This window comes from Clostridium fessum (assembly GCF_003024715.1).
In the GTDB taxonomy this organism is placed as follows: Bacteria; Bacillota; Clostridia; order Lachnospirales; family Lachnospiraceae; genus Otoolea; species Otoolea fessa.
Genome location: NZ_PYLO01000001.1, coordinates 932,545 through 956,612, shown reverse-complemented (window position 1 = coordinate 956,612; position 24,068 = coordinate 932,545). Strand labels below are relative to the sequence as shown.

At 48.0% G+C, this 24,068-nt stretch carries 22 protein-coding genes and 1 tRNA gene; 20 read left to right on the top strand and 3 right to left on the bottom strand.

Annotated features, from left to right (window positions below):
- Nucleotides 1-8 precede the first annotated feature (8 nt).
- The 15 genes from C7U56_RS04495 (at nt 9) to hgdB (ending at nt 15,153) form a co-directional block, all read left to right on the top strand.
- Nucleotides 9-81, top strand: a tRNA-Lys gene (locus C7U56_RS04495).
- 138 nt (nt 82-219) lie between these two features.
- Nucleotides 220-1,068, top strand: coding sequence for a YitT family protein (locus C7U56_RS04490; protein ID WP_107000311.1), 849 nt, complete (start codon nt 220-222; stop codon nt 1,066-1,068).
- A gap of 222 nt (nt 1,069-1,290) precedes the next feature.
- Complete coding sequence (locus tag C7U56_RS04485) at nt 1,291-1,860, top strand: DUF3793 family protein (protein WP_107000310.1); 570 nt, start codon at nt 1,291-1,293, stop codon at nt 1,858-1,860.
- Between the two features lie 41 nt (nt 1,861-1,901).
- Nucleotides 1,902-2,330, top strand: coding sequence for a flavodoxin (locus tag C7U56_RS04480; RefSeq protein WP_022359957.1), 429 nt, complete (start codon nt 1,902-1,904; stop codon nt 2,328-2,330).
- A 259-nt stretch (nt 2,331-2,589) separates the two neighbouring features.
- The gene (locus C7U56_RS04475; RefSeq protein WP_107000309.1) at nt 2,590-4,290 is read left to right on the top strand and encodes a glutamine--tRNA ligase/YqeY domain fusion protein; all 1,701 of its coding nucleotides are present in this window, start codon (nt 2,590-2,592) and stop codon (nt 4,288-4,290) included.
- A gap of 466 nt (nt 4,291-4,756) precedes the next feature.
- Entirely contained in the window at nt 4,757-5,053 is a 297-nt protein-coding gene (locus C7U56_RS04470) for an OadG family protein (RefSeq protein ID WP_022359955.1), read from the top strand.
- Nucleotides 5,054-5,099: 46 nt separating this feature from the next.
- Complete coding sequence (locus tag C7U56_RS04465) at nt 5,100-5,528, top strand: biotin/lipoyl-containing protein (RefSeq protein WP_107000308.1); 429 nt, start codon at nt 5,100-5,102, stop codon at nt 5,526-5,528.
- A gap of 183 nt (nt 5,529-5,711) precedes the next feature.
- Complete coding sequence (locus C7U56_RS04460) at nt 5,712-6,158, top strand: biotin/lipoyl-containing protein (RefSeq protein WP_107000307.1); 447 nt, start codon at nt 5,712-5,714, stop codon at nt 6,156-6,158.
- Nucleotides 6,159-6,169: 11 nt separating this feature from the next.
- Nucleotides 6,170-7,309, top strand: a complete 1,140-nt coding sequence (locus C7U56_RS04455) for a sodium ion-translocating decarboxylase subunit beta (protein ID WP_022359952.1) — start codon at nt 6,170-6,172, stop codon at nt 7,307-7,309.
- Nucleotides 7,310-7,450: 141 nt separating this feature from the next.
- Entirely contained in the window at nt 7,451-8,551 is a 1,101-nt protein-coding gene (locus C7U56_RS04450) for a CoA transferase subunit A (RefSeq protein ID WP_022359951.1), read from the top strand.
- A gap of 21 nt (nt 8,552-8,572) precedes the next feature.
- Nucleotides 8,573-9,382, top strand: a complete 810-nt coding sequence (gctB, locus tag C7U56_RS04445; RefSeq protein WP_107000305.1) for a glutaconate CoA-transferase subunit B — start codon at nt 8,573-8,575, stop codon at nt 9,380-9,382.
- Nucleotides 9,383-9,527: 145 nt separating this feature from the next.
- Nucleotides 9,528-11,294: an acyl-CoA carboxylase subunit beta gene (locus tag C7U56_RS04440; protein ID WP_107000304.1), complete on the top strand. Its 1,767-nt coding sequence runs from the start codon at nt 9,528-9,530 to the stop codon at nt 11,292-11,294.
- A 436-nt stretch (nt 11,295-11,730) separates the two neighbouring features.
- A complete protein-coding gene (hgdC, locus tag C7U56_RS04435; RefSeq protein ID WP_107000303.1) occupies nt 11,731-12,525 on the top strand; it encodes a (R)-2-hydroxyglutaryl-CoA dehydratase activase HgdC in 795 nt (264 codons plus the stop codon).
- Between the two features lie 34 nt (nt 12,526-12,559).
- On the top strand, nt 12,560-13,999 hold the full coding sequence (gene hgdA, locus C7U56_RS04430; protein ID WP_107000302.1) for a (R)-2-hydroxyglutaryl-CoA dehydratase subunit alpha: 1,440 nt from the start codon (nt 12,560-12,562) through the stop codon (nt 13,997-13,999).
- 2 nt (nt 14,000-14,001) lie between these two features.
- Entirely contained in the window at nt 14,002-15,153 is a 1,152-nt protein-coding gene (gene hgdB / locus C7U56_RS04425) for a (R)-2-hydroxyglutaryl-CoA dehydratase subunit beta (protein ID WP_107000301.1), read from the top strand.
- 102 nt (nt 15,154-15,255) lie between these two features.
- Here hgdB and C7U56_RS04420 read toward each other — a convergent pair whose 3' ends face one another.
- Genes C7U56_RS04420 through C7U56_RS04410 form a run of 3 tightly spaced genes read right to left on the bottom strand, consistent with a single transcriptional unit; the run spans nt 15,256 to nt 17,190 of the window.
- Nucleotides 15,256-15,933 (bottom strand): choline-binding protein, encoded by a 678-nt coding sequence (locus C7U56_RS04420; RefSeq protein ID WP_107000300.1) that lies wholly within the window; start codon nt 15,931-15,933, stop codon nt 15,256-15,258.
- 15 nt (nt 15,934-15,948) lie between these two features.
- Complete coding sequence (locus C7U56_RS04415; protein ID WP_107000299.1) at nt 15,949-16,713, bottom strand: IclR family transcriptional regulator; 765 nt, start codon at nt 16,711-16,713, stop codon at nt 15,949-15,951.
- An 18-nt stretch (nt 16,714-16,731) separates the two neighbouring features.
- Entirely contained in the window at nt 16,732-17,190 is a 459-nt protein-coding gene (locus C7U56_RS04410) for a hypothetical protein (RefSeq protein WP_107000298.1), read from the bottom strand.
- A gap of 240 nt (nt 17,191-17,430) precedes the next feature.
- Here C7U56_RS04410 and C7U56_RS04405 point away from each other — a divergent pair, with 240 nt between their 5' ends.
- The 5 genes from C7U56_RS04405 to guaB all read left to right on the top strand — a co-directional run bounded on the left by C7U56_RS04405 (nt 17,431) and on the right by guaB (nt 23,919).
- Complete coding sequence (locus tag C7U56_RS04405; RefSeq protein WP_333490942.1) at nt 17,431-19,545, top strand: diguanylate cyclase; 2,115 nt, start codon at nt 17,431-17,433, stop codon at nt 19,543-19,545.
- Nucleotides 19,546-19,557: 12 nt separating this feature from the next.
- Nucleotides 19,558-19,914, top strand: a complete 357-nt coding sequence (locus C7U56_RS04400) for an Hpt domain-containing protein (RefSeq protein WP_107000297.1) — start codon at nt 19,558-19,560, stop codon at nt 19,912-19,914.
- Between the two features lie 184 nt (nt 19,915-20,098).
- Complete coding sequence (locus C7U56_RS04395; protein ID WP_022359940.1) at nt 20,099-20,383, top strand: co-chaperone GroES; 285 nt, start codon at nt 20,099-20,101, stop codon at nt 20,381-20,383.
- Nucleotides 20,384-20,457: 74 nt separating this feature from the next.
- Complete coding sequence (gene groL, locus C7U56_RS04390) at nt 20,458-22,083, top strand: chaperonin GroEL (protein ID WP_107000296.1); 1,626 nt, start codon at nt 20,458-20,460, stop codon at nt 22,081-22,083.
- A gap of 381 nt (nt 22,084-22,464) precedes the next feature.
- Entirely contained in the window at nt 22,465-23,919 is a 1,455-nt protein-coding gene (guaB, locus tag C7U56_RS04385; RefSeq protein WP_022359938.1) for an IMP dehydrogenase, read from the top strand.
- The last annotated feature ends 149 nt before the right edge of the window (nt 23,920-24,068 follow it).

The following is a 24,068-nucleotide window of genomic DNA, read 5'->3' as shown; positions in this document are numbered from 1 at the left end:
TTAAATATGGGGTATTAGCTCAGTCGGTAGAGCACTTGACTTTTAATCAAGTTGTCCGGGGTTCGAATCCCCGATGCCTCATTACGAAGACACATTGCAGACGCGATGTGTCTTTTTGTGTAATGGGAAATCCCTTGGAAGTCTCTATTACACAAAAAGGCGCTAACGTGCCAATGATGCGCGCTCGCGCGAAATTGTAATATGAGGAGGTTTTAAGTTATGGCAAAAAAGTCCATGCGCGTAATCGGGGAGTACACAATGATCACAGCGGCGACCTTTGTCGTGGCGGCAGCCGTCTATTTCTTTCTGATTCCGAGCGGTGTATCGGTGGGAAGTATTTCCGGTCTGGCGATGCTTTTGGGAAATGTGATACCGCTGCCGATTTCAGTGCTGACCTTTATTTTAAATGCGGCGCTTCTGGTGGTGGGCTTTCTCTTTATCGGACGCGAGTTCGGCGTCAAGACGGTGTATACGTCACTGATTCTGCCGGTTTTTCTGTGGGTGTTTGAGCAGGTTTTTCCGGATTTTGTGTCGATCAAGCAGGATGCGATGATGGATACGGTCTGCTATATCTTTGTTGTCAGCGTTGGTCTGGCTCTTTTGTTCTGGATGAATGCCTCGTCGGGCGGTCTGGACATCGTGGCAAAGCTCTTAAACAAATATTTCCATATGGAGCTGGGAAAAGCGATGGCGCTTCCAGGCATGTGTGTGGCGCTCTCATCCGTGTTTTTCAGCGATAAAAAACTGGTGGTGCTGGGCATTCTGGGTACATACTTAAACGGAATTGTGCTGGATCATTTTATTTTCGGTCTGAATCTGAAAAAGAGAGTTTGCATTATCTCGGAAAAAGAAGAAGAGATACGCCAGTTTATCCTGCATACGCTTCACAGCGGCGCGACGATCTATCAGGGATTCGGCGCGTTTGACAATGAGCCGAAGACGGAAATTATCACGATCGTAGATAAAAACGAATATGCACAGCTCATGCCGTATATATTAAAAACAGATCCGAAGGCATTTGTGACGGTGTATACGGTGAATGAGATTATTTATCGTCCCAAAAGATAGAAAATGATGTTACTGATAAAAAAACTCAGTAAGCAAAAATGAACAAAATTTGCTTGACGTGGTAAGTGATTCATGATATAGTCTCATTGAAGTTAGATAAGACTAACCCGTGAAAAGGAAAATAGAAGGCAGAAAAAGCCTTTTATTTTTTAAAAGATAGTTAGCCATATCTAACTAAAGGTAGATATGGCTAACTAAGAGAAGCAGTCAGGAGGCAGGAAGATGGAACGATTGTTTGAAGAAGTATTCGTAGAGGTGTGTGCGCCGACTCTTCGTGGCATCAAACCGTCGAACTTGTTCCGCTATCAGCCGCAGAACCGTGATAAACTCCTGGAAGCGCTTGATTTCTGGAACCGGGAACTGGAACCGTCGGGGCTTCAGGTGCGGGCGCTTAAAGAGTGCAGCCGGACGGGCGCGTTTCTGATTCTGGTGTACCGCGAGGAATGGCTTCGCTTTATTCTGGGTAAAATATCTGTACAGCACTTTTTAAAAAAGTCTGGTTACCAGATGCAGAAGACGGTCGATGGCTTTTTGAAGCAGCTTTCCAACCGGCTTTGTCTGGAACATGATTTTCCACATGAGATTGGCATTTTCCTGGGGTATCCGCTTGAGGATGTTGTTGGATTCATTGAAAATCAGGGAAAAAATTATACCTGCAGCGGTTACTGGAAGACGTATGGCGACCCGCAGGAAGCAAAACGGCGGTTTGATTCATACCGGGAATGCACGGAAGTGTGCCGGGAGAAATACCGTCAGGGGACACCGATTATTCAGCTTGTAAAAGCCGCATAATAAATCTAAGTAAGTAAATTATTCACAAGGAGGAAATAAAAATGAGCAAGGTAGCAATTGTATACTGGAGCGGAACGGGAAACACAGAGGCTATGGCAAATTACGTAGCAGAGGGCGTTAAGAAAGCGGGTGGCGAGGCTGATTTATTTACTTCCGCAGAGTTTGGCGCTGACAAAGCTGGCGAGTATGACAGAATCGCATTTGGCTGCCCGTCTATGGGGGCTGAACAGTTAGAGGAGTCTGAGTTCCAGCCGATGTTCGACGAGGTTAGCCCGGTTCTCTCTGGCAAAAAGATTGCATTATTCGGTTCTTACGGATGGGGCGACGGCGAGTGGATGCGTACCTGGGAGAGCGACTGCATGACTCTGGGCGTAACCATGGCTTGCGAGCCGGTAATCTGCAACGCAACGCCGGACGAGGCAGCAGGTGCTGAGTGCGAGGCACTGGGCGAGGCTCTTGCAAACGCATAAGTAAAATCGCATAAAAACACATATATAATAAGAAGAAGTACAATTACCTGCGAACGCAGGACATCTTAAATTGCCATAATAAAGATGCTTAAAAATTGAAAATCAGAAAAGGAAGTGTCCTCCCGCGGCGCTTCCTTTTTTGTGGGCAAATATCCCCTTTTCGAAAACTCCAAAATGTGATATGATAAAAAATAAAACTGTTTGATTTGACTCAAACAACAGTATCAATTTACGAAAAGAAACAACGGAGGGAATGTATATGGAAGAAAATAAAAAACCATTGGCAGAGGGAGAGGAGAAGGAAGAGGCTGTCTCCAAGAACTTTATCGAGCGCGAGATTGACAAAGATCTGGCAGAGGGCGTTTACGATCATGTCCAGACGAGATTTCCTCCGGAACCGAACGGATATCTTCATATTGGACACGCTAAATCGATTATTCTGAACTCTGGACTGGCAAAAGAATACAACGGAAAATTCAATCTCCGTTTTGATGACACCAACCCGACGAAGGAGAAGACGGAGTTTGTTGAGTCGATCATCGAGGATGTAAAATGGCTGGGCGCTGATTTTGAGGACCGCCTGTTTTTTGCATCCAACTATTTCCAGCAGATGTATGAGTGTGCAGTTCTTCTTATTAAAAAGGGAAAAGCATTCGTCTGCGATCTGACAGCTGATCAGATCCGCGAGTACCGCGGTGATTTTAACAATCCTGGTAAGGAAAGCCCATACCGCAACCGCAGCATCGAGGAGAACTTACAGCTCTTTGAGGAGATGAAAGAAGGCAAATATGCGGATGGCGAAAAGGTACTGCGTGCGAAAATTGATATGGCATCCCCGAACATCAATATGCGTGATCCGGTTATTTATCGTGTAGCCCATATGCATCATCACAACACCGGGGACAAATGGTGCATTTACCCGATGTACGATTTCGCTCATCCGATTGAGGATGCAATTGAGCACATCACGCATTCGATTTGTACGCTGGAATTTGAGGATCACAGACCGCTCTATGACTGGGTCGTAAGAGAGTGCGAGTTTGAGAACCCGCCGCGCCAGATTGAGTTTGCGAAGATGTATCTGACCAACGTCATTACCGGAAAACGTTATATCAAGAAACTGGTAGAGGATAAGATTGTAGATGGCTGGGATGACCCGCGTCTGGTAACCATCGCAGCGCTGCGCCGCAGAGGTTACACGCCGGAATCCATCCGCCGCTTTGTAGAGCTGGCAGGTGTCTCCAAAGCAGACAATTCCATCGACAGTGCAATGTTAGAGTACTGCCTGCGCGAGGATCTGAAATTAAAGAAGTCCCGTGTGATGGCAATTCTTGACCCGGTCAAGCTTGTTATCGACAACTATCCGGAAGGACAGATCGAGGAGCTGGATGCACCAAACAATATGGAGAACGAGGAACTTGGTTCCAGAAAGATTCCATTTGGCAGAGAACTTTACATCGAACGCGAGGACTTTATGGAAGAACCACCGAAGAAATACTTCCGTCTCTTCCCGGGCAATGAGGTCCGCCTGATGAACGCGTACTTTGTTACCTGCACCGGATGCGAGAAAGATGCAGACGGCAATGTAACGGTTGTTCACTGTACCTACGATCCGGAGACGAAGAGTGGTTCCGGCTTCAATGCAAGGAAGGTAAAAGGTACGATTCACTGGGTAGCAGCACAGACTGCGCTGAAAGCAGAAGTACGTCTCTATGAGAACTTGGTAGACGAAGAAAAGGGCAAACTCAATGCAGATGGAACGCTGAACTTAAATCCGAATTCCCTGCGCGTTCTGAAAGAGTGTTACTTAGAGCCGGGTCTGAAAGAGGCAAAAGCATTTGAGAGCTTTCAGTTCGTCCGCAATGGATACTTCTGCGTGGACTGCCGCGACAGCGAGCCGGGCAAACCGGTTTTCAACCGGATTGTTTCGCTGAAGAGCTCTTTCAAGCTTCCGAAATAAATCGAGAACAACTCTTGAAAATGTATAAAAAAATACAGAAAAAAGCGGCTTTGTTCTGATGAAAAAAGGAGAGAACGGGACTTTCAGAATACATTTTAGAATATGAGCAAAATGCTTGAGAGGTCTTGGCGATTCTTCCGGGGGTTATTAAGAAAAATGTAGAAAAATGTAGTAATAACCTATAAAAAGCAGGTTGTTTTTGCTAATAAAACACCCTGCTTTTTGTGCATAATTTATGAAAGGCTTGGTTGACAATCAGGGGGGTTACTGTTATAATTTAAGTAAAGTGAGCTGATCATGTCAATCTGTGGCTTCACTTGTTACAGTTAAGGGGAAAAGCCCCTTATAAATTGCTTTCAAAAATGGAATGCATTCCACAATACGGAATCTTACTGGTGGAATTTTATAAGTATAATTTTTCACAAAGAAAGCAGAACCTAAAATAAATAAGGAGGTGCAATGCACAATGTGGACTGAACCAACTATGCCTTTCGGGCAGTCAGTTATCGTTTCTCTGCTGGGTCTTTCGGTAGTTTTCCTGGCTCTGATCTGTCTGGCTCTGGCAATTATGGTAATTTCCAAGATTCTCCGCTCCGTTGTTTCTGATGGTGCTAAGGCCCCGGCCGCAGCACAGAAAGCAGCACCGGCTGTGTCGGATGAAGCTGATAAGGAATTACTTGCCGTGCTGATGGCAACGATCGGGGATGACCTCGGATTGCCGACAGACAAGTTTAAGATCTTGAGCGTGACAGAAGTTAAGTAATGAGAAACAGGAATGAAAGGAAATCGAAAGGAAGGTTAGAGCAGTTATGAAGTATACGGCTACCCTCAATGGAAAACAGTACGAAGTAGAACTTGAAAGAATCGATGCATACGAGCCAATGCCGCGTTACGGCGAGGCTCCGGCAGCAGCACCGGCTCCAGTAGCAGCACCGGCAGCACCGGCAGCTCCAGCACCGGCGCCTGCACCAGCAGCACCGGCTCCTGCACCAGCAGCAGCTCCGGCGGCAGCACCGGCAGCAGGTGCAACTACCGTAGAGGCTCCGATGCCAGGTAAAATCCTGAACATCAAAGTATCTGCAGGACAGGCAGTTAAGTTTGGTGAGACCGTCATCGTGATGGAAGCTATGAAGATGGAAACTGAAATCGTTGCTCCGGCAGACGGTACAGTAGCACAGATTCTTGTCAAAGCAGGCGACGCCGTTGACACAGGTGCAGCACTGGTTACCCTGAACTAATAGACGATACTATGATAAATAGCAACTGTTTACAAAAAGGAATTTTCGGAACTGAAAATTCTGTATGATACAGTTCAGGCAACAGATTTTGCCGATTTGGAATACAAAGCATCGGCAAAATCCCATTACTGGGCACACATGTGTGAACAGTAATGATAAACATTCGAAAGGACGTAAAGAATTATGAAATATGTTGCTACGATCAATGGAAAGAAATACGAAGTTGAAGTAGAAAAATTAGAAGCTTACAAATCTCTGGATCGTAATGGTGTAGCAGCTCCGGCAGCTCCGGTTCTTCCGGTATCCGCACCGGTACAGAGACCGGCAGCACCGGCTCCGGCTCCAGTTGCAGCAGCACCGGCTCCAGCTCCGGCACCGGCAGCAGCTCCGGCTCCGGCGGCAGCAGCTCCGGCGGGCGCAACTACCGTAGAAGCTCCGATGCCAGGTAAAATCCTGAACATCAAAGTATCTGAAGGACAGGCAGTTAAATTTGGCGAAGTAGTAGTTATTATGGAAGCCATGAAGATGGAGACTGAGATCGTTGCTCCGGCAGACGGTACAGTCAGCAAGATCCTTGTTAAGGCTGGCGATTCTGTTGATACAGGAGCTGCTCTGGTTGCTCTGAACTAGGAGGTTAGGTAATGAACTTTTTTGAAATATTAAAAGAGCTTCTTGCACAGTCGGGTTTCGCAGCATTGACCTGGAGAAGCTGTGTAATGATTCTCATTGCTTTTGTATTATTATACCTGGCAATTAAAAAGCAGTTCGAGCCGCTTCTTCTGCTTCCGATTGCATTTGGTATGTTCCTGGCAAACCTGCCGTTGGCTGACCTGATGAAGGAAAGCGAGCCGTGGTATACCGCAGGTGTTCTGCGTATCATCTACGGCGGTGTTAAGTCCAGTTTGTTCCCGTGTCTGATCTTCATGGCAGTAGGTGCCATGACAGACTTTGGTCCGCTGATTGCAAACCCGGTGAGCCTTCTGCTTGGTGCAGCTGCTCAGTTTGGTATCTACATTGCATTCATGCTGGCTAACGCAACTGGTCTGTTTACAGTAGGTGAGGCAGCTGCTATCGGTATCATCGGTGGTGCAGACGGTCCGACCGCTATCTATGTAGCTAACAACCTGGCACCGGATCTGGTTGCTCCGATCGCCGTTGCCGCTTACTCCTACATGGCGCTGATTCCGCTGATTCAGCCGCCGATCATGAAGCTTCTTACCACTAAGAAAGAGCGTTCCATTGTTATGAAGCAGCTCCGTAAGGTAAGCAAGGTTGAGAAGATTGTATTCCCGGTATTCGTAGTACTGTTCTGCTCCCTGCTTCTTCCGTCCGTAGCTCCGCTGCTTGGTATGCTGATGCTTGGTAACCTGCTTCGTGAATCTGGTGTTACAGAGCGTCTTTCTGATACAGCTCAGAACGCACTGTGCAACATCGTAACTATCATGCTTGGTACTACCGTAGGTGCAACCGCAAACGGCGAGATCTTCCTGCGTGTTCAGACCATCGCTATTATCTGCATGGGTCTGCTTGCATTCGCATTCGCTACCATCGGAGGTGTTCTACTTGGTAAGGTGCTGTGCGCTGTAACCGGCGGCAAGATCAACCCGTTAATCGGTTCCGCTGGTGTATCTGCTGTACCGATGGCTGCCCGCGTTTCTCAGACAGTTGGTGCAAAAGAGAATCCGACCAACTTCCTTCTGATGCACGCTATGGGACCAAACGTAGCAGGTGTTATCGGTTCTGCCGTAGCAGCAGGTTTCTTCATGCTGATTTTCGGTTAATCGAATATTGATTTTTGGCTGTTGCAGCCGGGATCTGGCTGCATCTGGCCTGCGAAAGACCGCAGCGCCGGAAGTACCGGATCCCGTTTTTACTTATTTATATAGGTAGTTATAGAAAATTTTTTTAAAGGAGGCTTTATTGTGGCTAATAAAGTAATGTCTTTACACGATGCCGTAGAAAAGTATGTATGTGACAACGATGTACTTTGTCTCGGCGGATTTACAACAAACCGTAAACCGTATGCAGCAGTTTACGAGATCCTTCGTCAGGGTAAAACTGGTTTTGTAGGCTGGTCTGGCCCGGCAGGTGGTGACTGGGATGCGTTAATCGGTGAGGGCCGTGTGAGAGCCTACATCAACTGCTATACTGCAAACTCTGGTTACACCAACGTAGCTCGTCGTTTCCGTGCAGCTATCGAGAAGGGTGAGCTTACATATGAGGATTATTCTCAGGACGTTCTGATGCTTCAGCTTCATGCTGCATCTCTGGGTCTTCCGTACCTGCCGGTACGTATGATGCAGGGCTCCGGACTTGTTAAGTTCTGGGGTATCAGCGAAGAGAAGAGAAGAACCATGGAAGGTGTTGACAACCTGAAATGCGTAGAGATCGAGAACCCGCTTGAGCCAGGCGAGAAGCTGCTGGCTGTTCCGGTTCCGAAGCTTGACTGCGCTATCATCCATGTTCAGCAGGCATCTCCGGATGGAACCTGTATCATCGATGGTGATGAGTTCCATGACGTAGATATCGCTGTAGCTGCAAAACGTTGTATCGTTACCTGCGAGGAGATCGTAAGTGATGAGTATATCCGTCGTGACCCAACCAAGACAAGAATCTTTGGTGAGTGTGTAGACGCCGTTGTTCGTGCACCGTACGGTGCTTGGCCGGCACAGTGCTACGGCTATTATGATGATGATGATAAGGGCTTGAAAGAGTACGACAAGGCTTCCAAGTACCTTGACGCTGAGGATGCTAAGGCACAGCTTCAGAAGGCTGCAGACAAAGCTGCTAAGGCTGCTGCTGCTAAGCCGGAAGATGAGAAGCTTGCAAAAGCTGCAGAAGTTGCTGCACAGGCTGCAAAAGATGCTGCTGACGGCACCAAGATTCCGGAGACCTTCAAGGATTACCTTCAGAAGTATGTATATGGATGCAAGGATCAGGATGATCTGCTCAACGTACTGGGCGGCGCTCGCCTCATGAACCTTAAGAATGAGCCGCATCTTGGCTATTCTACCAGACATTAATTGAGGGAGGGAAAATCTAAAATGGCTGATTATACAAAGTATACAAAGCAGGAAATGCAGGCTTACGCCATCGCAAAAAATATTAAAGAAAATCAGATCGTTATCGTTGGTACCGGTCTTCCGTTAATCGGTGCATCCCTGGCAAAACGTGTTGTTTGCCCGAGCTGCCATCCGATCGTAGAGAGTGGTCTTATGGATTGTTCTCCGATCGAGGTTCCGCGTTCTGTAGGTGACAACCGTTTCATGGCTCACTGTGCAGTACAGTGGCCAAACGTTCGTTTCGTAGGTTTCGAGGCTAATGAGTGGTTACATGATGCTGATCGTATGATCGCATTCATCGGTGGCGCTCAGATCGACCCGTACGGAAACGTTAACTCTACCTGTATCTTTGGTAAGGGTGATTATGTTAAACCTACCACACGTTTCACCGGTTCTGGCGGTGCAAACGGAATCGCTACCTTCTGCAACACCATCATCATGATGCAGCATCAGAAGAGAAGATTCATGGAGCATGTTGACTACATCACAAGCTGTGGCTGGATGGACGGCCCTGGCGGACGTGAGAGAGCAGGTCTTCCGGGCAACCGTGGACCGCAGATGGTAGTTACCGATCTTGGTATCATGAAATTCGACGAAGAGACCAAGAGAATGTACCTGGCTTACTACTATCCATTCTCCTCTCCGGAAATGGTTCAGGAGAACACTGGTTTCGAGATCGATACCTCCAGAGCTCAGCTGATGGAAGGTCCGGATCCGGAGATCATCCGCGTTATTCGTGAAGAGATCGACCCAGGTCAGGCATTCATCAAAGTTCCGAAGGAGACTAAGTAATTAGCCTTCCATAGGGAATCAAGACAGATATCATTTCTGTCGATTAATTAGTTACTGATTGCAGGCGGGACAGGAGACGAACTGTCCCGCAAGCAATTCATTTATAACCATTTTTATTTTTTATTTTATAAGGAGAAAAGAAGACATGAATATGTATTCAATGCCAGGATATTTCCAGAATATGCCTACCGTTGGTAAAGCTCTGGTTAATCCGAATCCGGAAAACGAGCAGGAACTGAAGGCTGTTGAGAACGACATCCATGAGTCCATTAAGCAGGCTCTTGATGCTGGTATCACAACCGAAGAGAAGTTAAACGCACGTGGACAGCTTTCCGCTACACAGCGTATCAACGCCCTGATCGATCCAGGTACATGGTGCCCGTTAAACAGCCTTTACAATCCGGAAGACAACCGTTTCCAGACAACTAACGTTCTGAATGGTCTTGGCCGTGTAAATGGCAAATGGGTTTACATCATCGCTTCTGATAACAAGAAGATGGCTGGTGCTTGGGTTCCGGGACAGGCAGATAACCTGCTCCGTGCTGCAGATACCGCTAAGATGCTGCATCTGCCGTTAGTATACCTGTTAAACTGCTCAGGCGTTGAGTTCCCGAATCAGGACAAAGTATACCCGAACCGTCGTGGTGGTGGTACACCGTTCTTCCGCAACGCTGAGTTAAACCAGCTTGGTGTTCCGGTTATCGTAGGTATCTACGGAACCAACCCGGCAGGTGGTGGTTACCACAGCATTTCCCCGACTATCCTGATCGCTCATAAAGATGCGAACATGGCAGTTGGTGGCGCTGGTATCCTTTCCGGTATGAACCCGAAGGGTTACATCGATGAGGAAGCAGCAGAGCAGATCGTTAACGCTCAGATCGAGAACAGCAAACATCACGTTCCGGCTCCGGGTTCCGTGCCGATCCACTATGATGAGACCGGATTCTTCCGTGAAGTTTACGAGGATGATTTAGGCGTTATCGAGGGAATCAAGAAGTACATCAACTACCTTCCGTGCTTCAACCTGGAGTTCTTCCGTGTTGACAGCCCGAAGGCTCCGCAGCTTCCGGCTGAGGATCTGTACAGCATCATCCCGATGAACCAGAAACGTCCGTACGACATCTACGATGTAATCGGCCGTCTGTTCGATAACAGTGAGTTCTTCGAGTACAAGAAAGGCTACGGTCCGGAGATCGTTGCTGGTCTTGCAAAAGTTAACGGCCTTCTGGTTGGTGTTATCGCTAACGTACAGGGCTTACTCATGAACTATCCGGAGTACAAACAGGGTTCTGTAGGTATCGGTGGTAAGCTGTACCGTCAGGGTCTGATTAAGATGAACGAGTTCGTTACTCTGTGTGCTCGTGATAAGACACCGGTTATCTGGCTGCAGGATACCACAGGTATCGATGTAGGCGATGACGCTGAGAAGGCAGAGCTGCTTGGTTTAGGTCAGTCCCTGATCTACTCTATCGAGAATGCTAAGCTTCCGTCTCTGGAGGTTACTCTTCGTAAGGCAAGTGCTGCTGCTCACTACGTTCTGGGTGGTCCGCAGGGCAACAACACCAACGTATTCTCTATCGGTACAGGTGCTTGCGAGTACTACGTAATGCCGGGTGAGACCGCTGCAAACGCTATGTACTCCAGAAAGCTTGTTAAAGCTAAAAAAGCTGGCGAGCCGCTTCAGCCGATCATCGACAAGATGAACGCTATGATCCAGATGTACACAGACAAATCTCGTCCGAAATACTGTACAAAACAGGGTATGGTTGATGAGATCGTAGATCTGACCGATCTTCGTCCGTACATCCAGGCATTTACTGAGGCTTATTATCAGAATGCTCAGGCTATCTGCCCGATGCATCAGATGCTGGCTCCGAGATCTACTCGTGAGTTCATCAACTACGGTAAATAATTATCAAATTAAAACGGCATTGTGATAGGTGCCGCTAAGATAACATTTTAAAAAGAGAAGGCGCGTAAGTACGCGGCTGACAGTGATAGTGTAAATAGTGATAAGTAACAAATTGATAGTGTGAATAGTGTGAGGCTCTGGCGAAGCGGCTTGTCTGTATGACTGTAAATGAACCGTTTTGCCGGATGCTTGCAGATAAATCGGGCAAAGGAACTGGAACCTTTGCTCGATTTATTGGTATACTCAGGCAGATAAGTAATAAGTAATAGTTTTGTTAAGAATTATTTTATAACATTTTCAAGATTTTACAGCGACTTTTAGTTGATTTTGTGGTATTATGATGGGTGGAGACGATGTGATAGCACGGATCTGCCAAAACATCGTTGAAACAAAAATCAGGCATAGAAAGTCAGTATTGAAAGGAAAAAGATACATCATGAGCGAAATTTTCACTTTAGGTATCGACGTAGGCTCTACAGCTTCCAAATGTATCATCCTGAAGGATGGAAAGGAGATCGTAGGTAAGTCTCTGATTGACGTTGGAGCAGGTACCAGCGGTCCAAGCCGTGCCATCGAGGCAGTTCTGGAAGATGCAGGCCTCAAGAAAGAAGATATGGCATTCACACTGGCTACCGGTTATGGACGTACATCTCTGATGGACGGAATTGCCGATAAGCAGATGAGTGAGCTGTCATGTCATGCAAAGGGCGCTTATTTCCTTTTCCCGAAGGTTCATACCGTAATTGACATCGGCGGTCAGGACGTGAAGGTTCTTCGCGTTGAGGACGGTGTCATGACAAACTTCCAGATGAACGATAAGTGTGCAGCCGGAACCGGAAGATTCCTGGATGTTATGGCTCGCGTTCTCGAAGTTGAGGTAAGTGATCTAGGCCGTCTTGGCGCTATGTCCAAGAAGCAGGTAGGAATCAGTTCCACCTGTACGGTTTTTGCAGAGAGTGAGGTTATAAGCCAGTTGTCGATGGGAACGGATAAATGTGATATCATTGCCGGTATTCATCGTTCAGTGGCTCATCGTGTCACGGGTCTTGCCCACCGAATCGGTGTAGTGCCGGATGTCGTTATGACAGGCGGTGTGGCTCAGAACCAGGGCGTAGTAGATGCGCTTGAGGCTGAGCTTGGCGTAAAGATTTGTACATCCCCGCTGACACAGTATAACGGCGCGCTTGGCGCAGCCCTGATGGCATATCAGGTAGCCAGCCGTCAGAAGTAACTAAGTTAATTTTTAAGAATGGAGGATAATTATTATGGCAAAACAAGTTAGTCCTGGTGTTCTTGCGCTTCGTAAAGTCGTAGATGACGTACACAAAGAGGCGCGTGAGGCCAAAGCAAGAGGCGAGTTAGTTGGATGGTCTTCTTCCAAATTCCCGTGTGAGCTTGCAGCAGCATTTGATTTACACGTTATGTATCCGGAGAACCAGGCAGCTGGTATCGCAGCTAACCGTTACGGTGAGCTGATGTGCCAGGCAGCTGAGGATCTTGGATATGACAACGATATCTGCGGTTACGCTCGTATCAGCCTTGCATATGCAGCTGGTGTACGTGTATCCCGTAAGTATGATCCGGAGACTGGTGAATACATCATCGATCCGAGCACAGGTAAACCATTAAAAGATGCTGACGGCAACGTAGTGATGGGTGAAGACGGAAAACCGAAGAAGGATCCGAAGACTCAGACTCCGTATCTGCAGCTGGACAACCTGCTTGAGATTGAAAAACTCCCGGATGGTCCGGAAAAAGAGAAACGTCTTGAGGCTATTTCTCCGATTCGTCAGATGCGTATTCCGCAGCCGGATTTCGTTCTTTGCTGCAACAACATCTGTAACTGTATGACAAAATGGTATGAGAACATCGCTCGTATGTGCAACATTCCGCTGATCATGATCGATATCCCGTACAACAATACAGTAGAAGTTCATGATGAGAATGTTAAATATGTTCGCGCTCAGTTCGACAAAGCGATCAAACAGCTGGAAGAGCTGACAGGCAAGAAGTTCGACGAGAAGAAGTTCGAGCAGGCTTGTGCAAACGCTAACCGTACCGCTAAGGCTTGGCTGAAAGTCTGTGATTTCCTGCAGTACAAACCGGCTCCATATAGTGGATTTGACCTGTTCAACCACATGGCAGACGTTGTAACTGCACGTGCTACTGTAGCTGCTGGTGATGCTTTTGAATTACTTGCAAAAGACCTGGAAGAGACAGTTAAGAAGGGTGAGACCACAACTCCGTTCCCGGAGAAATACCGTGTTATGTTCGAGGGTATTCCGTGCTGGCCGAAACTGCCGGCTCTGTTCAAACCGCTGAAGACCCACGGTGTAAACGTTACTGCCGTTGTATATGCTCCGGCATTCGGTTTCGTTTACAACAACATCGATGAGATGGCTCGTGCTTACTACAAAGCTCCGAACTCTGTCTGCATCGAGCAGGGTGTTGACTGGCGTGAAGGCATCTGCCGTGATAACAAGGTAGATGGCGTTCTGGTTCACTACAACAGAAGCTGTAAACCGTGGAGTGGTTACATGGCTGAGATGCAGCGTCGCTTTACTGCTGACCTGGGTATCCCGTGTGCTGGTTTCGACGGCGATCAGGCTGACCCGCGTAACTTCAATGCTGCTCAGTACGAGACTCGTGTAGAGGGTCTGGTTGAGGCAATGGAAGCAAATAAGCAGGCAAAGGAGGCTAAATAACCATGAGTGTTAACGCATTATTAGAAGAATTTAAGGTAAAAGCTGCAACTCCGAAGCAGCAGCTTGCTGAATATAAAGCTCAGGGCAAAAAAGTAGTTGGTGTTCTTCCTTACTACGCTCCGGAAGAGCTTGTATATGCCGCTGGTATCGTTCCGATGGGGATGTGGGGTTCCAACACTAAGACCATCAGCCGTGCAAAAGAGTACTGCGCTACTTTCTACTGCACCATCGCTCAGTTAGCTCTGGAGATGCTGCTGGATGGAACTATGGATCAGTTAGACGGTATTATCACACCTACTATCTGTGATACTCTTCGTCCGATGAGCCAGAACTTCCGTGTAGCTATGGGCGACAAGATGAAAGTTATCTTCTTAGCTCATCCGCAGAACCGTTTCGAAGAGTTTGGTCTTCAGTTCTGTATCGATCAGTACAACCATGTAAAAGCTGATCTGGAAGAGATCGCTGGAAGAAAGATTACTGATTCTGACATCCAGGATGCTATCGTTGTATACAACAAGAGCCGTGCAGCTCGCCGTGAGTTCGTAAAACTGGCTAACGAGCACTGTGATGTTATCACACCAACCAAACGTTCCGCAGTTCTGAAGGCATTCTACTTCATGGAGAAGCCGGAATACACTGCAAAGCTGAACGAGCTGAACGCAGAGCTGGCTAAACTTCCTGTCTGTGACTGGAAGGGAACCAAGGTTGTTACCTCCGGTATTATCTGTGATAATCCGAAGCTGCTTTCTATCTTCGAAGAGAACAACATCGCTATCGCTGCAGATGATGTAGCACATGAGACACGTTCCTTCCGTGTAGACGCTCCGGAAGACGAGCTGGATCCGGTTAGAGCACTGGCTAAACAGTTCGCTAACATCGATTACGAAGTACTTCTGTACGATCCGGAATCTGACAAGAACCGTCGTGGTGAGTTCGTAGCTAACATGGTTAAAGAGAGCGGCGCTCAGGGTCTGGTACTGTTTATGCAGCAGTTCTGTGATCCGGAGGAGATGGAGTATCCATACCTGAAGAAAGCTCTGAACGATGCAGGCGTTCCGCACATCAAACTGGGTATCGACCAGCAGATGAGAGACTTCGGTCAGGCAAGCACTGCTATTCAGGCATTCGCTGACGTTCTTGCACTTCAGAAATAATAGAAGATTCGTTTGGGAAACTGAATGATGAGATAGAAACGCCCCCGCAGGAGATTTTCTTGCGGGGGCGTTTGTTTGGTGCGCCTTGCGGCATACATTTATTTATTCCTTAGTGGAGTCAGAAGAACTATTATTTGCAATTTGCTCATCCGTCACAGACCCCTGGCGGTAGCCGCTGCCTGGTTCCTGTTTGGAGTTCTTCTTTGGAGCATCCGGCTTTTTGTCTCCGGAAGTAGAAGAGGTTTCTTTGGACGGACCGGAGCTTCCGGAATTGCTGTGGCTGCCGGAGCTTCCGTTGGAATTGCTGCTATCATCGCTGGAAGAATCTTCGGATGAGCCGGTGCTGGAGTCAGAGCTTCCGGAATCTGGCGTCCTGCTGGAGCTGGTGGCTGTTTTTTTCGTCTTTTTGGAGGAGCTGTTCTGGAAATCGTCCCAGCTTTCGTTATCGAATTCATTGGAAGCCGCGGTCTGGCGGCTCTGAGCGATGCCGTTTACCGTCCAGGCGCCGTCTGCGTTTACAGTGTAGCCGTCCGGTGTCGTGGTGGAGGTTAGAAGCCAGCCTTCGGCGTCGAAATAGTAGCATTCGCTGACGCCGTCCTGGTTGCCGTCGATCCAGCGCCAGCCATTTGCCGCCCAGGTGTTGTCACCGTTGTCGTACCACCAGCGGGCAGCATTGTCACCAGCTCCATTTTTCCAGCTTCCTGCCATCGCCGGGAAAGCGGCGGAGAGGGAGAGAAGACCGGTTGTTAAGCCTGCTAAAAATAAGCGTTTATTAATCATAAAGTGAAATCTCCTTTATTTCTCCTGCTTAAATGTATGTCCCATATAATAGGATAATTCTGCCGCACTGTGGCGGACCTGATCCTGCAGGTGCAGAAGATGTGTGTCATCTTCAATACGGGAATACGGTGCGATGATTCCGACCGAAGCGGAAATGCGTCCGTCAATACCGTAAATGGGAGCACCGATCCCGACTGCATCCGGGACGTATTCGCCGTGGGAAACGGCAATGCCCTTCTCACGGATGGTGCGGAGTTCTTCTGCCAATTCTGCGGGATCCGCCTTTGGAAATGCCTCAGGACGGGTTAAGCGTGTGTCCAGATAGCGGCGGATGTATTCGTCGCTCTGGAAAGCCAGAAGCGCTTTGCGGATCGCACCGCAGTGCAGATCCATCTCATAGCCAAATTCTTCGACGACCTTGAGGTGGTTCGGACCGTCCGTTTTGTCAAGTACCAGTCCCTTGTCGCCAACCTGGATGATCAGATAGGAATCCTCACGGGTACAGTAGGAGAGGTTCTTGAGAATCGGAAGCGCCGCATCCTGAATCCGCACATTGTCAGCCGCCGCCCGACCGAGAGAGATGAGGGCGGGACCAAGCTGGTAGGTGTGCGCGTGTTCATCGCGGATCACGTATTTTTTTTCACAAAATGTCTGCAAAATCCGGTGGATTGTGCTGGGCGGAAGCCCGGTTGATTCGGAAAGTTCTGCGATGGAATATTTGTGGTTGGCTTCTTTTAAAAGTTCCAGAAGTTCCATCGCGCGGAGAAGACTTTGTATCATGCAAAGAATCCTCCTGTGTTATTCTGTGATTTCCTCAACCGTCACGGTTGTGCTGTCATCCGGGGCTGCGTCGGAATCTTCTTTCTCGGAAGAAGATTCGCCGTCCTCGGAAACCGGAGCATCTGCGCGGACGGTTTCTGTTTTGACTGGTTCTTCGGAAGAGACATCTGCATCAGCCGGAGCTTTTTCGCTTTCCTCAGAATGTTCAGAAGTTTCCTCTGGAGTCTCAGCCGGAGCTTCCTTTTTCTCCGGATTTAAGGAAACATAGCTGCGTTCGGAGGCAGCTGTATCAGAAGCCTTGGAAGCTTCTTTATCGCCGGCATCGTCAAAATCATCGAAATCATCTTCAAAGTCGTGGAAATCCTCATCCAGTTCCTTGTGGAATGATTTATACTGTAAGACGTAAGAAACACCAGCTGCTGCAGCGCCGACGATAGCTGCCAGTGTCAGTAATTTACCAAAATGTTTTTTTGCCATGGTTGATACTCCTCTCTATACGATTCGATATCCTTATTGTAATACGAAACGCCTAAAAAATAAAGGGAATCTTTTGTGAACAACGGGAAGTGTGTGAATCACGTGTTACGGGGTACGTATGCGTGAACAGTAACACAGGGGCGGTAATTATGTACAGGAAGCATGAGAAAAATGCTTGTTGTCATACCGGAAATCATGTAGAATAAAATTATATATTTGCTAGGTGGTGATAAAAATAAAATGATGAATTTGAATACAAAGATGACGGCGCAGGAATTGGAACAAATGATTGCACAGATGGAAAGGATATTTACGGTTGTACGTATTTTAGATAAAGATCTACTCCATAAGATGGACGTGAGGAACGGGGAACTCCGATCCGAGGACTGCAAATGCTATTCGTTCTGGGAAAAAGGAAAGAATTGTGAGAATTGTGCGGCACAGCGCGCGCTTGCGATGAAGGGACAGTGCATGAAGCTTGAATTTATCGGTCTGAAGATGTATCAGGTCATCGCGAAGTATCTGGAGGTGGATGGAGTTCCCTGTGTGGTGGAGATGATTTCCTGTCTGGATGATGAGACACTTCTTGACGCAGAGGGAAGAGAAGCACTCGTTAAGAAATTTGCACACTACAGGCGCGAGCTGTATGCGGATGCACTGACGAGGAGCTACAGCCGGAGATATTTTGAAGATCAGTTAAAAGAGCAGCGGATGGATGCCGGTATCGCGATGCTCGATCTGGATGATTTTAAGACCTACAATGATATATATGGGCATGTGGCGGGCGATAAAGTGCTGGTGACGGTGTCGGCGGCGATTATAAGCTGTATCCGTAAGACGGACCGCTTGGTGCGTTATGGCGGGGATGAATTCCTGCTTGTGATGCCGGGCATCAGTCTGGAGGCATTTGTTGAGAAGCTGCATCGGATACAGGATCTGATCTGCAACATGAGTGTTGAAGGATATCCGCAACTGAAATTGTCAGTCAGCATCGGCGGTACGCTGACGAACGGGGAGACAGTCGGGAAGGCGATGTGCCGGGCGGACGAATTTATGTATCAGGCGAAGACCTCCAAGAACATGATTGTGACTGAGAAAGATGGACAGTGGACACCGGAGGAGATCGTGGTAGCCGGGCGGCGCAATGCGAGTCGTTACCGCATTTTGATCGTGGACGATTCGGAGATGAACCGTATGATTCTCTCAGAAATGCTGAAAGGCGAATTCGAGATTCTGGAGGCAGAAAATGGTTCAGCATGTCTCGACATGCTGAACCGTTATGAGACGAAGATTTCCCTGATTCTTCTCGATATCGTCATGCCTGGGATGAACGGCTTCGGGGTTCTGGAATACATGAACCGCAACAACCTGATCGGGGATATCCCGGTTATCATGATTTCGGGCGAAGATTCGGGCGAGGTCATCAAGCAGGCGTATGAGTGGGGAGTTTCTGATTATATCAAGCGCCCGTTCGATATGGAGGTTGTACACCGGCGTGTCTTAAATACGATCAAATTGTATGCGAAACAGCGCCGCCTGGTGGCAATGGTGACGAACCAGGTTTTTGAGAAAGAGAAGAATAGCCGGATGCTGATCAGTGTTCTGAGCGAGATCGTGGAATTTCGAAATGGCGAGAGCGGTATGCACGTACTCAATATTAATATATTGACGACGATGATTCTGGAACAGCTCGTCAAGAAGACGGACAAATATCCCTTGTCCTGGTCGAACCGGATGCTGATCAGCACGGCATCATCCCTGCATGACATCGGAAAGATCGGAATTGACGAGAAGATTTTGAATAAACCGGGTCGTCTGACGCCGGAGGAGCGTAAGATCATGGAAAAACATACAGTGATCGGTGCGGACATGCTTGCGAATCTTCAGATGTATGAGGATGAGCCGCTGATGAAAGTGGCGTACCAGATCTGCCGTTGGCACCATGAGCGCTATGATGGAAAAGGATATCCAGATGGTCTAAAAGGGGAGGAGATCCCGATCTCAGCGCAGGTGGTGGCGCTGGCGGATGTGTATGATGCGCTGACAAGTGAGCGCGTCTATAAAAAGGCTTATTCTCATGAGGAGGCGGTGCAGATGATCTGCAACGGAGAGTGTGGTACATTTAACCCGCTCCTGCTTGAGTGCCTGTGTGAGATTCAGGATCCTATTAAAAAGGAGCTGCAGGAGGCAGCATACCGGAGTGAGATGAGTGATCCGGAGCGAAAAAATAAGAAATTTGAACATTATGACAATTCACAGAAGAAGTTTTTCGGCGCGGTGACGCAGGCGATTGAAAAAGAGTATGGAACTGCGGGCGAGGAGCTGAGCCGTATGAAAACTGAGGAAGAGAAATAACAGGAGGCTGTCATGACAATTCAGGAATGCTACAAAGAAATGGGCGGGGATTTTGAAGGAGTTCAGAAACGCTTTGGAGGTGTGGCGCTGGTGGAAAAATTTGCCATCAAGTTTCTGAGCGATTCCAGCTTTCAGGATCTGGAGGATGGATTAAAAGAAAAGGATGCGGAGAAAGCATTCCGCGCGGCACATACCCTGAAAGGAATCTGTCTGAACCTGGGCTTTGATGCCTTCTATGAGGTAAGCGCAGCGCTGACCGAAAAACTGAGAGGCAGAGAACTGACCGGATACGAGGCAGATTTTGCATCGGTAAAAGAGTGTTATGAGAAAACGGTTGCGGCGATTAAGGCATTTGAGGAGAGCAATTAATAGAACGGGGAGAAATGGAATATTTCAGTTCTCCCCGTAAAATTTACTAAAATTTTAGCACTCAACACTTGACGGTGCTAACAGAACGTGTTATAACATACTTCGTAAGAAGAAGATACATATCTGATTACGAAAGAAAAGCAATCAGATGGAATAAATTTGGATGGATAAGGAGGAGCCAATAATGAAGTTAACACCATTATTTGACAGAGTTGTATTAAAGCAGTTAGTTGCAGAGGAGACGACCAAATCAGGTATCGTTCTTCCGGGTCAGGCAAAAGAGAAACCGCAGCAGGCAGAGGTAATCGCGGTTGGTCCTGGCGGAGTGGTAGATGGAAAAGAAATCACGATGCAGGTAAAGGTTGGCGATAAAGTTATCTATTCGAAATACTCAGGCACAGAAGTTGAGCTGGACAATGAGAAATATGTCATTGTAAAACAGAATGATATTCTGGCTGTTATCGGTTAATCGATGGGCAGGATGTCTGGAAGACAGATGCTGATCGGAACGTTTATTCAAGAAAATTATGGAGGTTGATAACCATGGCAAAGGAAATTAAATATGGCGTAGAAGCCAGAAAAGCCCTGGAAGCGGGCGTAAATCAGTTAGCAGATACCGTAAGAGTTACATTAGGACCGAAAGGCAGAAACGTAGTTCTGGATAAATCCTTCGGTGCTCCGCTCATTACCAACGATGGTGTGACCATTGCGAAGGAGATCGAGCTGGCAGACCCGTTTGAGAACATGGGCGCACAGCTGGTGAAGGAAGTAGCAACCAAGACCAACGATGCAGCTGGTGATGGTACTACAACCGCAACCGTTCTGGCCCAGGCGATGATCAACGAAGGTATGAAGAACCTGGCAGCAGGTGCTAACCCGATCATCATGAGAAAGGGTATGAAGAAAGCCACAGATGCAGCCGTAGAGGCAATCAAAGGCATGAAGAAGGACGTTAAGAGCCAGGCAGATATCGCAAGAGTCGCTGCTATCTCTTCCGCTGATGAGGAAGTAGGCCAGATGGTAGCAGACGCGATGGAGAAGGTTTCCAAAGACGGTGTTATTACCATTGAAGAGTCCAAGACTATGAAGACCGAGCTTGATCTGGTAGAAGGCATGCAGTTTGACCGTGGCTATGTATCTGCATACATGGCAACTGATATGGAGAAGATGGAAGCCGTTCTGGACGATCCGTACATCTTAATTACCGATAAGAAGATCTCCAACATTCAGGAGATTCTGCCGCTGCTGGAACAGCTGGTACAGTCTGGTTCCAAGCTGCTCATCATCGCTGAGGACATTGAGGGCGAGGCGCTGACCACCCTGATTGTCAATAAGCTGAGAGGTACTTTCACCGTTGTTGGTGTGAAGGCTCCGGGTTACGGCGATAGAAGAAAAGAAATGTTAAAGGATATCGCAACCCTGACCGGCGGTACTGTTATTTCCGAGGAACTGGGACTTGAATTAAAGGATACCACCATGGATCAGCTTGGTCGTGCGAAATCCGTTAAAGTTCAGAAAGAGAACACCATCATCGTAGATGGCTGCGGCGATAAGAAAGCCATCGCAGACCGTGTGGCTCAGATTAAGGCTCAGATTGAGGAAACCACTTCTGATTTTGACCGTGAGAAACTGCAGGAGAGACTGGCTAAGATGGCTGGCGGCGTAGCCGTTATCCGTGTTGGTGCAGCGACCGAGGCTGAGATGAAGGAAGCTAAGATGCGTATGGAAGATGCCCTGTCCGCAGCAAAGGCAGCTGTTGAGGAAGGCATCATCGCAGGCGGCGGATCTGCATATGTTCACGCAGCAGCAGAAGTTCAGAGGGTAGTAGACGGACTGGAAGGCGACGAGAAGACCGGCGGCCGTATCGTCCTGAAAGCTCTGGAAGCTCCGCTGTTCCACATCGCAGCAAACGCAGGTCTGGAAGGCTCTGTTATCATCAACAAGGTAAAAGAGTCCCCGGTAGGCGTAGGTTACGATGCTTACAATGAGGAATACGTAGATATGGTAGAAGCAGGCATCCTGGATCCGGCAAAGGTAACCAGAAGTGCCCTGCAGAACGCAACCAGCGTTGCATCTACCCTGCTTACAACCGAGTCCGCAGTTGCCAACATCAAAGAAGATGCACCGGCAGGTCCGGCAGCAGGCGCTGGCATGGGCGGCATGATGTAAGTAAGAGAGCCGGAAAATGGCGGAAGATGTTACATCAGAGATGCAGTATCGAATGTAGAAAATAAAAATGGTAATTTATAGAAAGAATCTCTGACAGGCAGCTGCCAGGGGAGAGAAGGACTGCTATGCGAAGGTGTGGCAGTCCTTCTTTTTTGGTGAAAAAATTGGCAGGGAAATGAGGCTAAGGATGACTGCATTATTAATACTTATCTGATTGGTATTATTTATAAGATACACTAATTAAATGGCGTAAGTAAATTCTATCGTCAACCCCTTTATTCTCCGGTTGACATATTTCAAAAAACTTGCTAAAATCAATTATTAACATCAGACAGTTTTCAATGTCCAGTGTTTAAAATTTACGAAAGTGAGGGTAATATAATGGGTAAGATTATTGGCGATGGCATTACATTTGATGATGTCCTGCTTGTGCCGTCCTATTCTGAGGTTATTCCGAATCAGGTAAACTTGACGACACATCTGACCAAGAAGATTCAGCTGAACATCCCCCTGATGAGTGCCGGCATGGATACGGTTACAGAGCACCGCATGGCGATTGCAATGGCAAGACAGGGTGGAATTGGTATTATTCACAAGAACATGTCGATCGAGGCGCAGGCTGAGGAGGTCGATAAAGTAAAACGTTCTGAGAATGGTGTAATCACTGACCCGTTTTATTTATCCCCAGAGCATACATTAAAGGATGCGGATGAGCTGATGGGCAAGTTCCGGATTTCCGGTGTTCCGATCACAGAGGGAAGAAAACTGGTTGGTATTATCACAAACCGTGACCTCAAGTTCGAGGAAGATTTCTCCAAGAAGATTAAAGAGTGCATGACTTCTGAGCATCTGGTTACCGCTCCGGAGGGCATCACCCTGACGGAGGCAAAGAAGATTCTTGCCAAGGCACGTGTCGAGAAGCTTCCGATCGTGGACAAGGATTTTAACCTCAAGGGTCTTATTACTATCAAGGATATTGAGAAACAGATCAAGTATCCGTTCTCTGCAAAGGATGCACAGGGACGTCTGCTCTGCGGCGCGGCAGTAGGTATCACTGCAAACGTGCTGGATCGTGTGGAAGCCCTGGTGAAAGCAAAAGTAGACGTAGTTGTTCTCGACTCTGCACATGGACATTCTGAGAATGTTCTTCACTGTGTCAGAATGATCAAGGAAGCATATCCGGATCTGCAGGTAATAGCAGGTAACGTAGCGACCGGAGAGGCAACAAAAGCTCTCATCGAGGCAGGCGTTGACGCGGTCAAGGTTGGTATCGGACCGGGTTCCATCTGTACGACCCGTGTCGTAGCAGGTATCGGCGTTCCGCAGATCACCGCTGTTATGGACTGCTACGCAGTTGCCAAAGAGTACGGCATTCCGATCATCGCAGACGGCGGTATCAAGTATTCCGGCGATCTGACGAAGGCGATCGCAGCAGGCGGCAGCGTCTGCATGATGGGTTCCATGTTTGCAGGATGCGACGAGAGCCCGGGAACTTTTGAACTGTACCAGGGAAGAAAATACAAAGTATACCGCGGCATGGGTTCCATCGCAGCGATGGAGAACGGCAGCAAGGATCGTTACTTCCAGAGCGATGCGAAGAAACTCGTTCCGGAGGGTGTAGAAGGACGTGTTGCATACAAGGGAATGGTAGAAGATACCGTATTCCAGATGCTCGGCGGTCTGCGTGCTGGTATGGGTTACTGCGGCGCATCGGATATTCCGACTCTTCAGGAGACTGGACGTTTCATCAAGATTTCCGCAGCATCCTTAAAAGAGAGCCATCCGCATGATATCCACATCACAAAAGAGGCTCCGAACTACAGCGTGGATGAATAAAAATTGGATAGCATAAGCAATCGATAAGATTGTAAACGATATAAAAGCGGCGTTTCTGCTTCAGCAGGGATGCCGCTTTTTTGGCGGGTTACTGTTCACGCATACGTGCCCAGTGACGGAATTTGCCGTGGCTTCGCATTTAAATACGG

What these genes read in the sequence shown, in the direction of transcription:
- C7U56_RS04490 (WP_107000311.1), top strand. Translation starts at nt 220, where the DNA reads ATGGCAAAAAAGTCCATGCGCGTAATCGGGGAGTACACAATGATCACA.
- C7U56_RS04485 (WP_107000310.1), top strand. Translation starts at nt 1,291, where the DNA reads ATGGAACGATTGTTTGAAGAAGTATTCGTAGAGGTGTGTGCGCCGACT.
- C7U56_RS04480 (WP_022359957.1), top strand. Translation starts at nt 1,902, where the DNA reads ATGAGCAAGGTAGCAATTGTATACTGGAGCGGAACGGGAAACACAGAG.
- C7U56_RS04475 (WP_107000309.1), top strand. Translation starts at nt 2,590, where the DNA reads ATGGAAGAAAATAAAAAACCATTGGCAGAGGGAGAGGAGAAGGAAGAG.
- C7U56_RS04470 (WP_022359955.1), top strand. Translation starts at nt 4,757, where the DNA reads ATGTGGACTGAACCAACTATGCCTTTCGGGCAGTCAGTTATCGTTTCT.
- C7U56_RS04465 (WP_107000308.1), top strand. Translation starts at nt 5,100, where the DNA reads ATGAAGTATACGGCTACCCTCAATGGAAAACAGTACGAAGTAGAACTT.
- C7U56_RS04460 (WP_107000307.1), top strand. Translation starts at nt 5,712, where the DNA reads ATGAAATATGTTGCTACGATCAATGGAAAGAAATACGAAGTTGAAGTA.
- C7U56_RS04455 (WP_022359952.1), top strand. Translation starts at nt 6,170, where the DNA reads ATGAACTTTTTTGAAATATTAAAAGAGCTTCTTGCACAGTCGGGTTTC.
- gctB (WP_107000305.1), top strand. Translation starts at nt 8,573, where the DNA reads ATGGCTGATTATACAAAGTATACAAAGCAGGAAATGCAGGCTTACGCC.
- C7U56_RS04440 (WP_107000304.1), top strand. Translation starts at nt 9,528, where the DNA reads ATGAATATGTATTCAATGCCAGGATATTTCCAGAATATGCCTACCGTT.
- hgdC (WP_107000303.1), top strand. Translation starts at nt 11,731, where the DNA reads ATGAGCGAAATTTTCACTTTAGGTATCGACGTAGGCTCTACAGCTTCC.
- hgdA (WP_107000302.1), top strand. Translation starts at nt 12,560, where the DNA reads ATGGCAAAACAAGTTAGTCCTGGTGTTCTTGCGCTTCGTAAAGTCGTA.
- hgdB (WP_107000301.1), top strand. Translation starts at nt 14,002, where the DNA reads ATGAGTGTTAACGCATTATTAGAAGAATTTAAGGTAAAAGCTGCAACT.
- C7U56_RS04420 (WP_107000300.1), bottom strand. Translation starts at nt 15,933, where the DNA reads ATGATTAATAAACGCTTATTTTTAGCAGGCTTAACAACCGGTCTTCTC.
- C7U56_RS04415 (WP_107000299.1), bottom strand. Translation starts at nt 16,713, where the DNA reads ATGATACAAAGTCTTCTCCGCGCGATGGAACTTCTGGAACTTTTAAAA.
- C7U56_RS04410 (WP_107000298.1), bottom strand. Translation starts at nt 17,190, where the DNA reads ATGGCAAAAAAACATTTTGGTAAATTACTGACACTGGCAGCTATCGTC.
- C7U56_RS04405 (WP_333490942.1), top strand. Translation starts at nt 17,431, where the DNA reads ATGATGAATTTGAATACAAAGATGACGGCGCAGGAATTGGAACAAATG.
- C7U56_RS04400 (WP_107000297.1), top strand. Translation starts at nt 19,558, where the DNA reads ATGACAATTCAGGAATGCTACAAAGAAATGGGCGGGGATTTTGAAGGA.
- C7U56_RS04395 (WP_022359940.1), top strand. Translation starts at nt 20,099, where the DNA reads ATGAAGTTAACACCATTATTTGACAGAGTTGTATTAAAGCAGTTAGTT.
- groL (WP_107000296.1), top strand. Translation starts at nt 20,458, where the DNA reads ATGGCAAAGGAAATTAAATATGGCGTAGAAGCCAGAAAAGCCCTGGAA.
- guaB (WP_022359938.1), top strand. Translation starts at nt 22,465, where the DNA reads ATGGGTAAGATTATTGGCGATGGCATTACATTTGATGATGTCCTGCTT.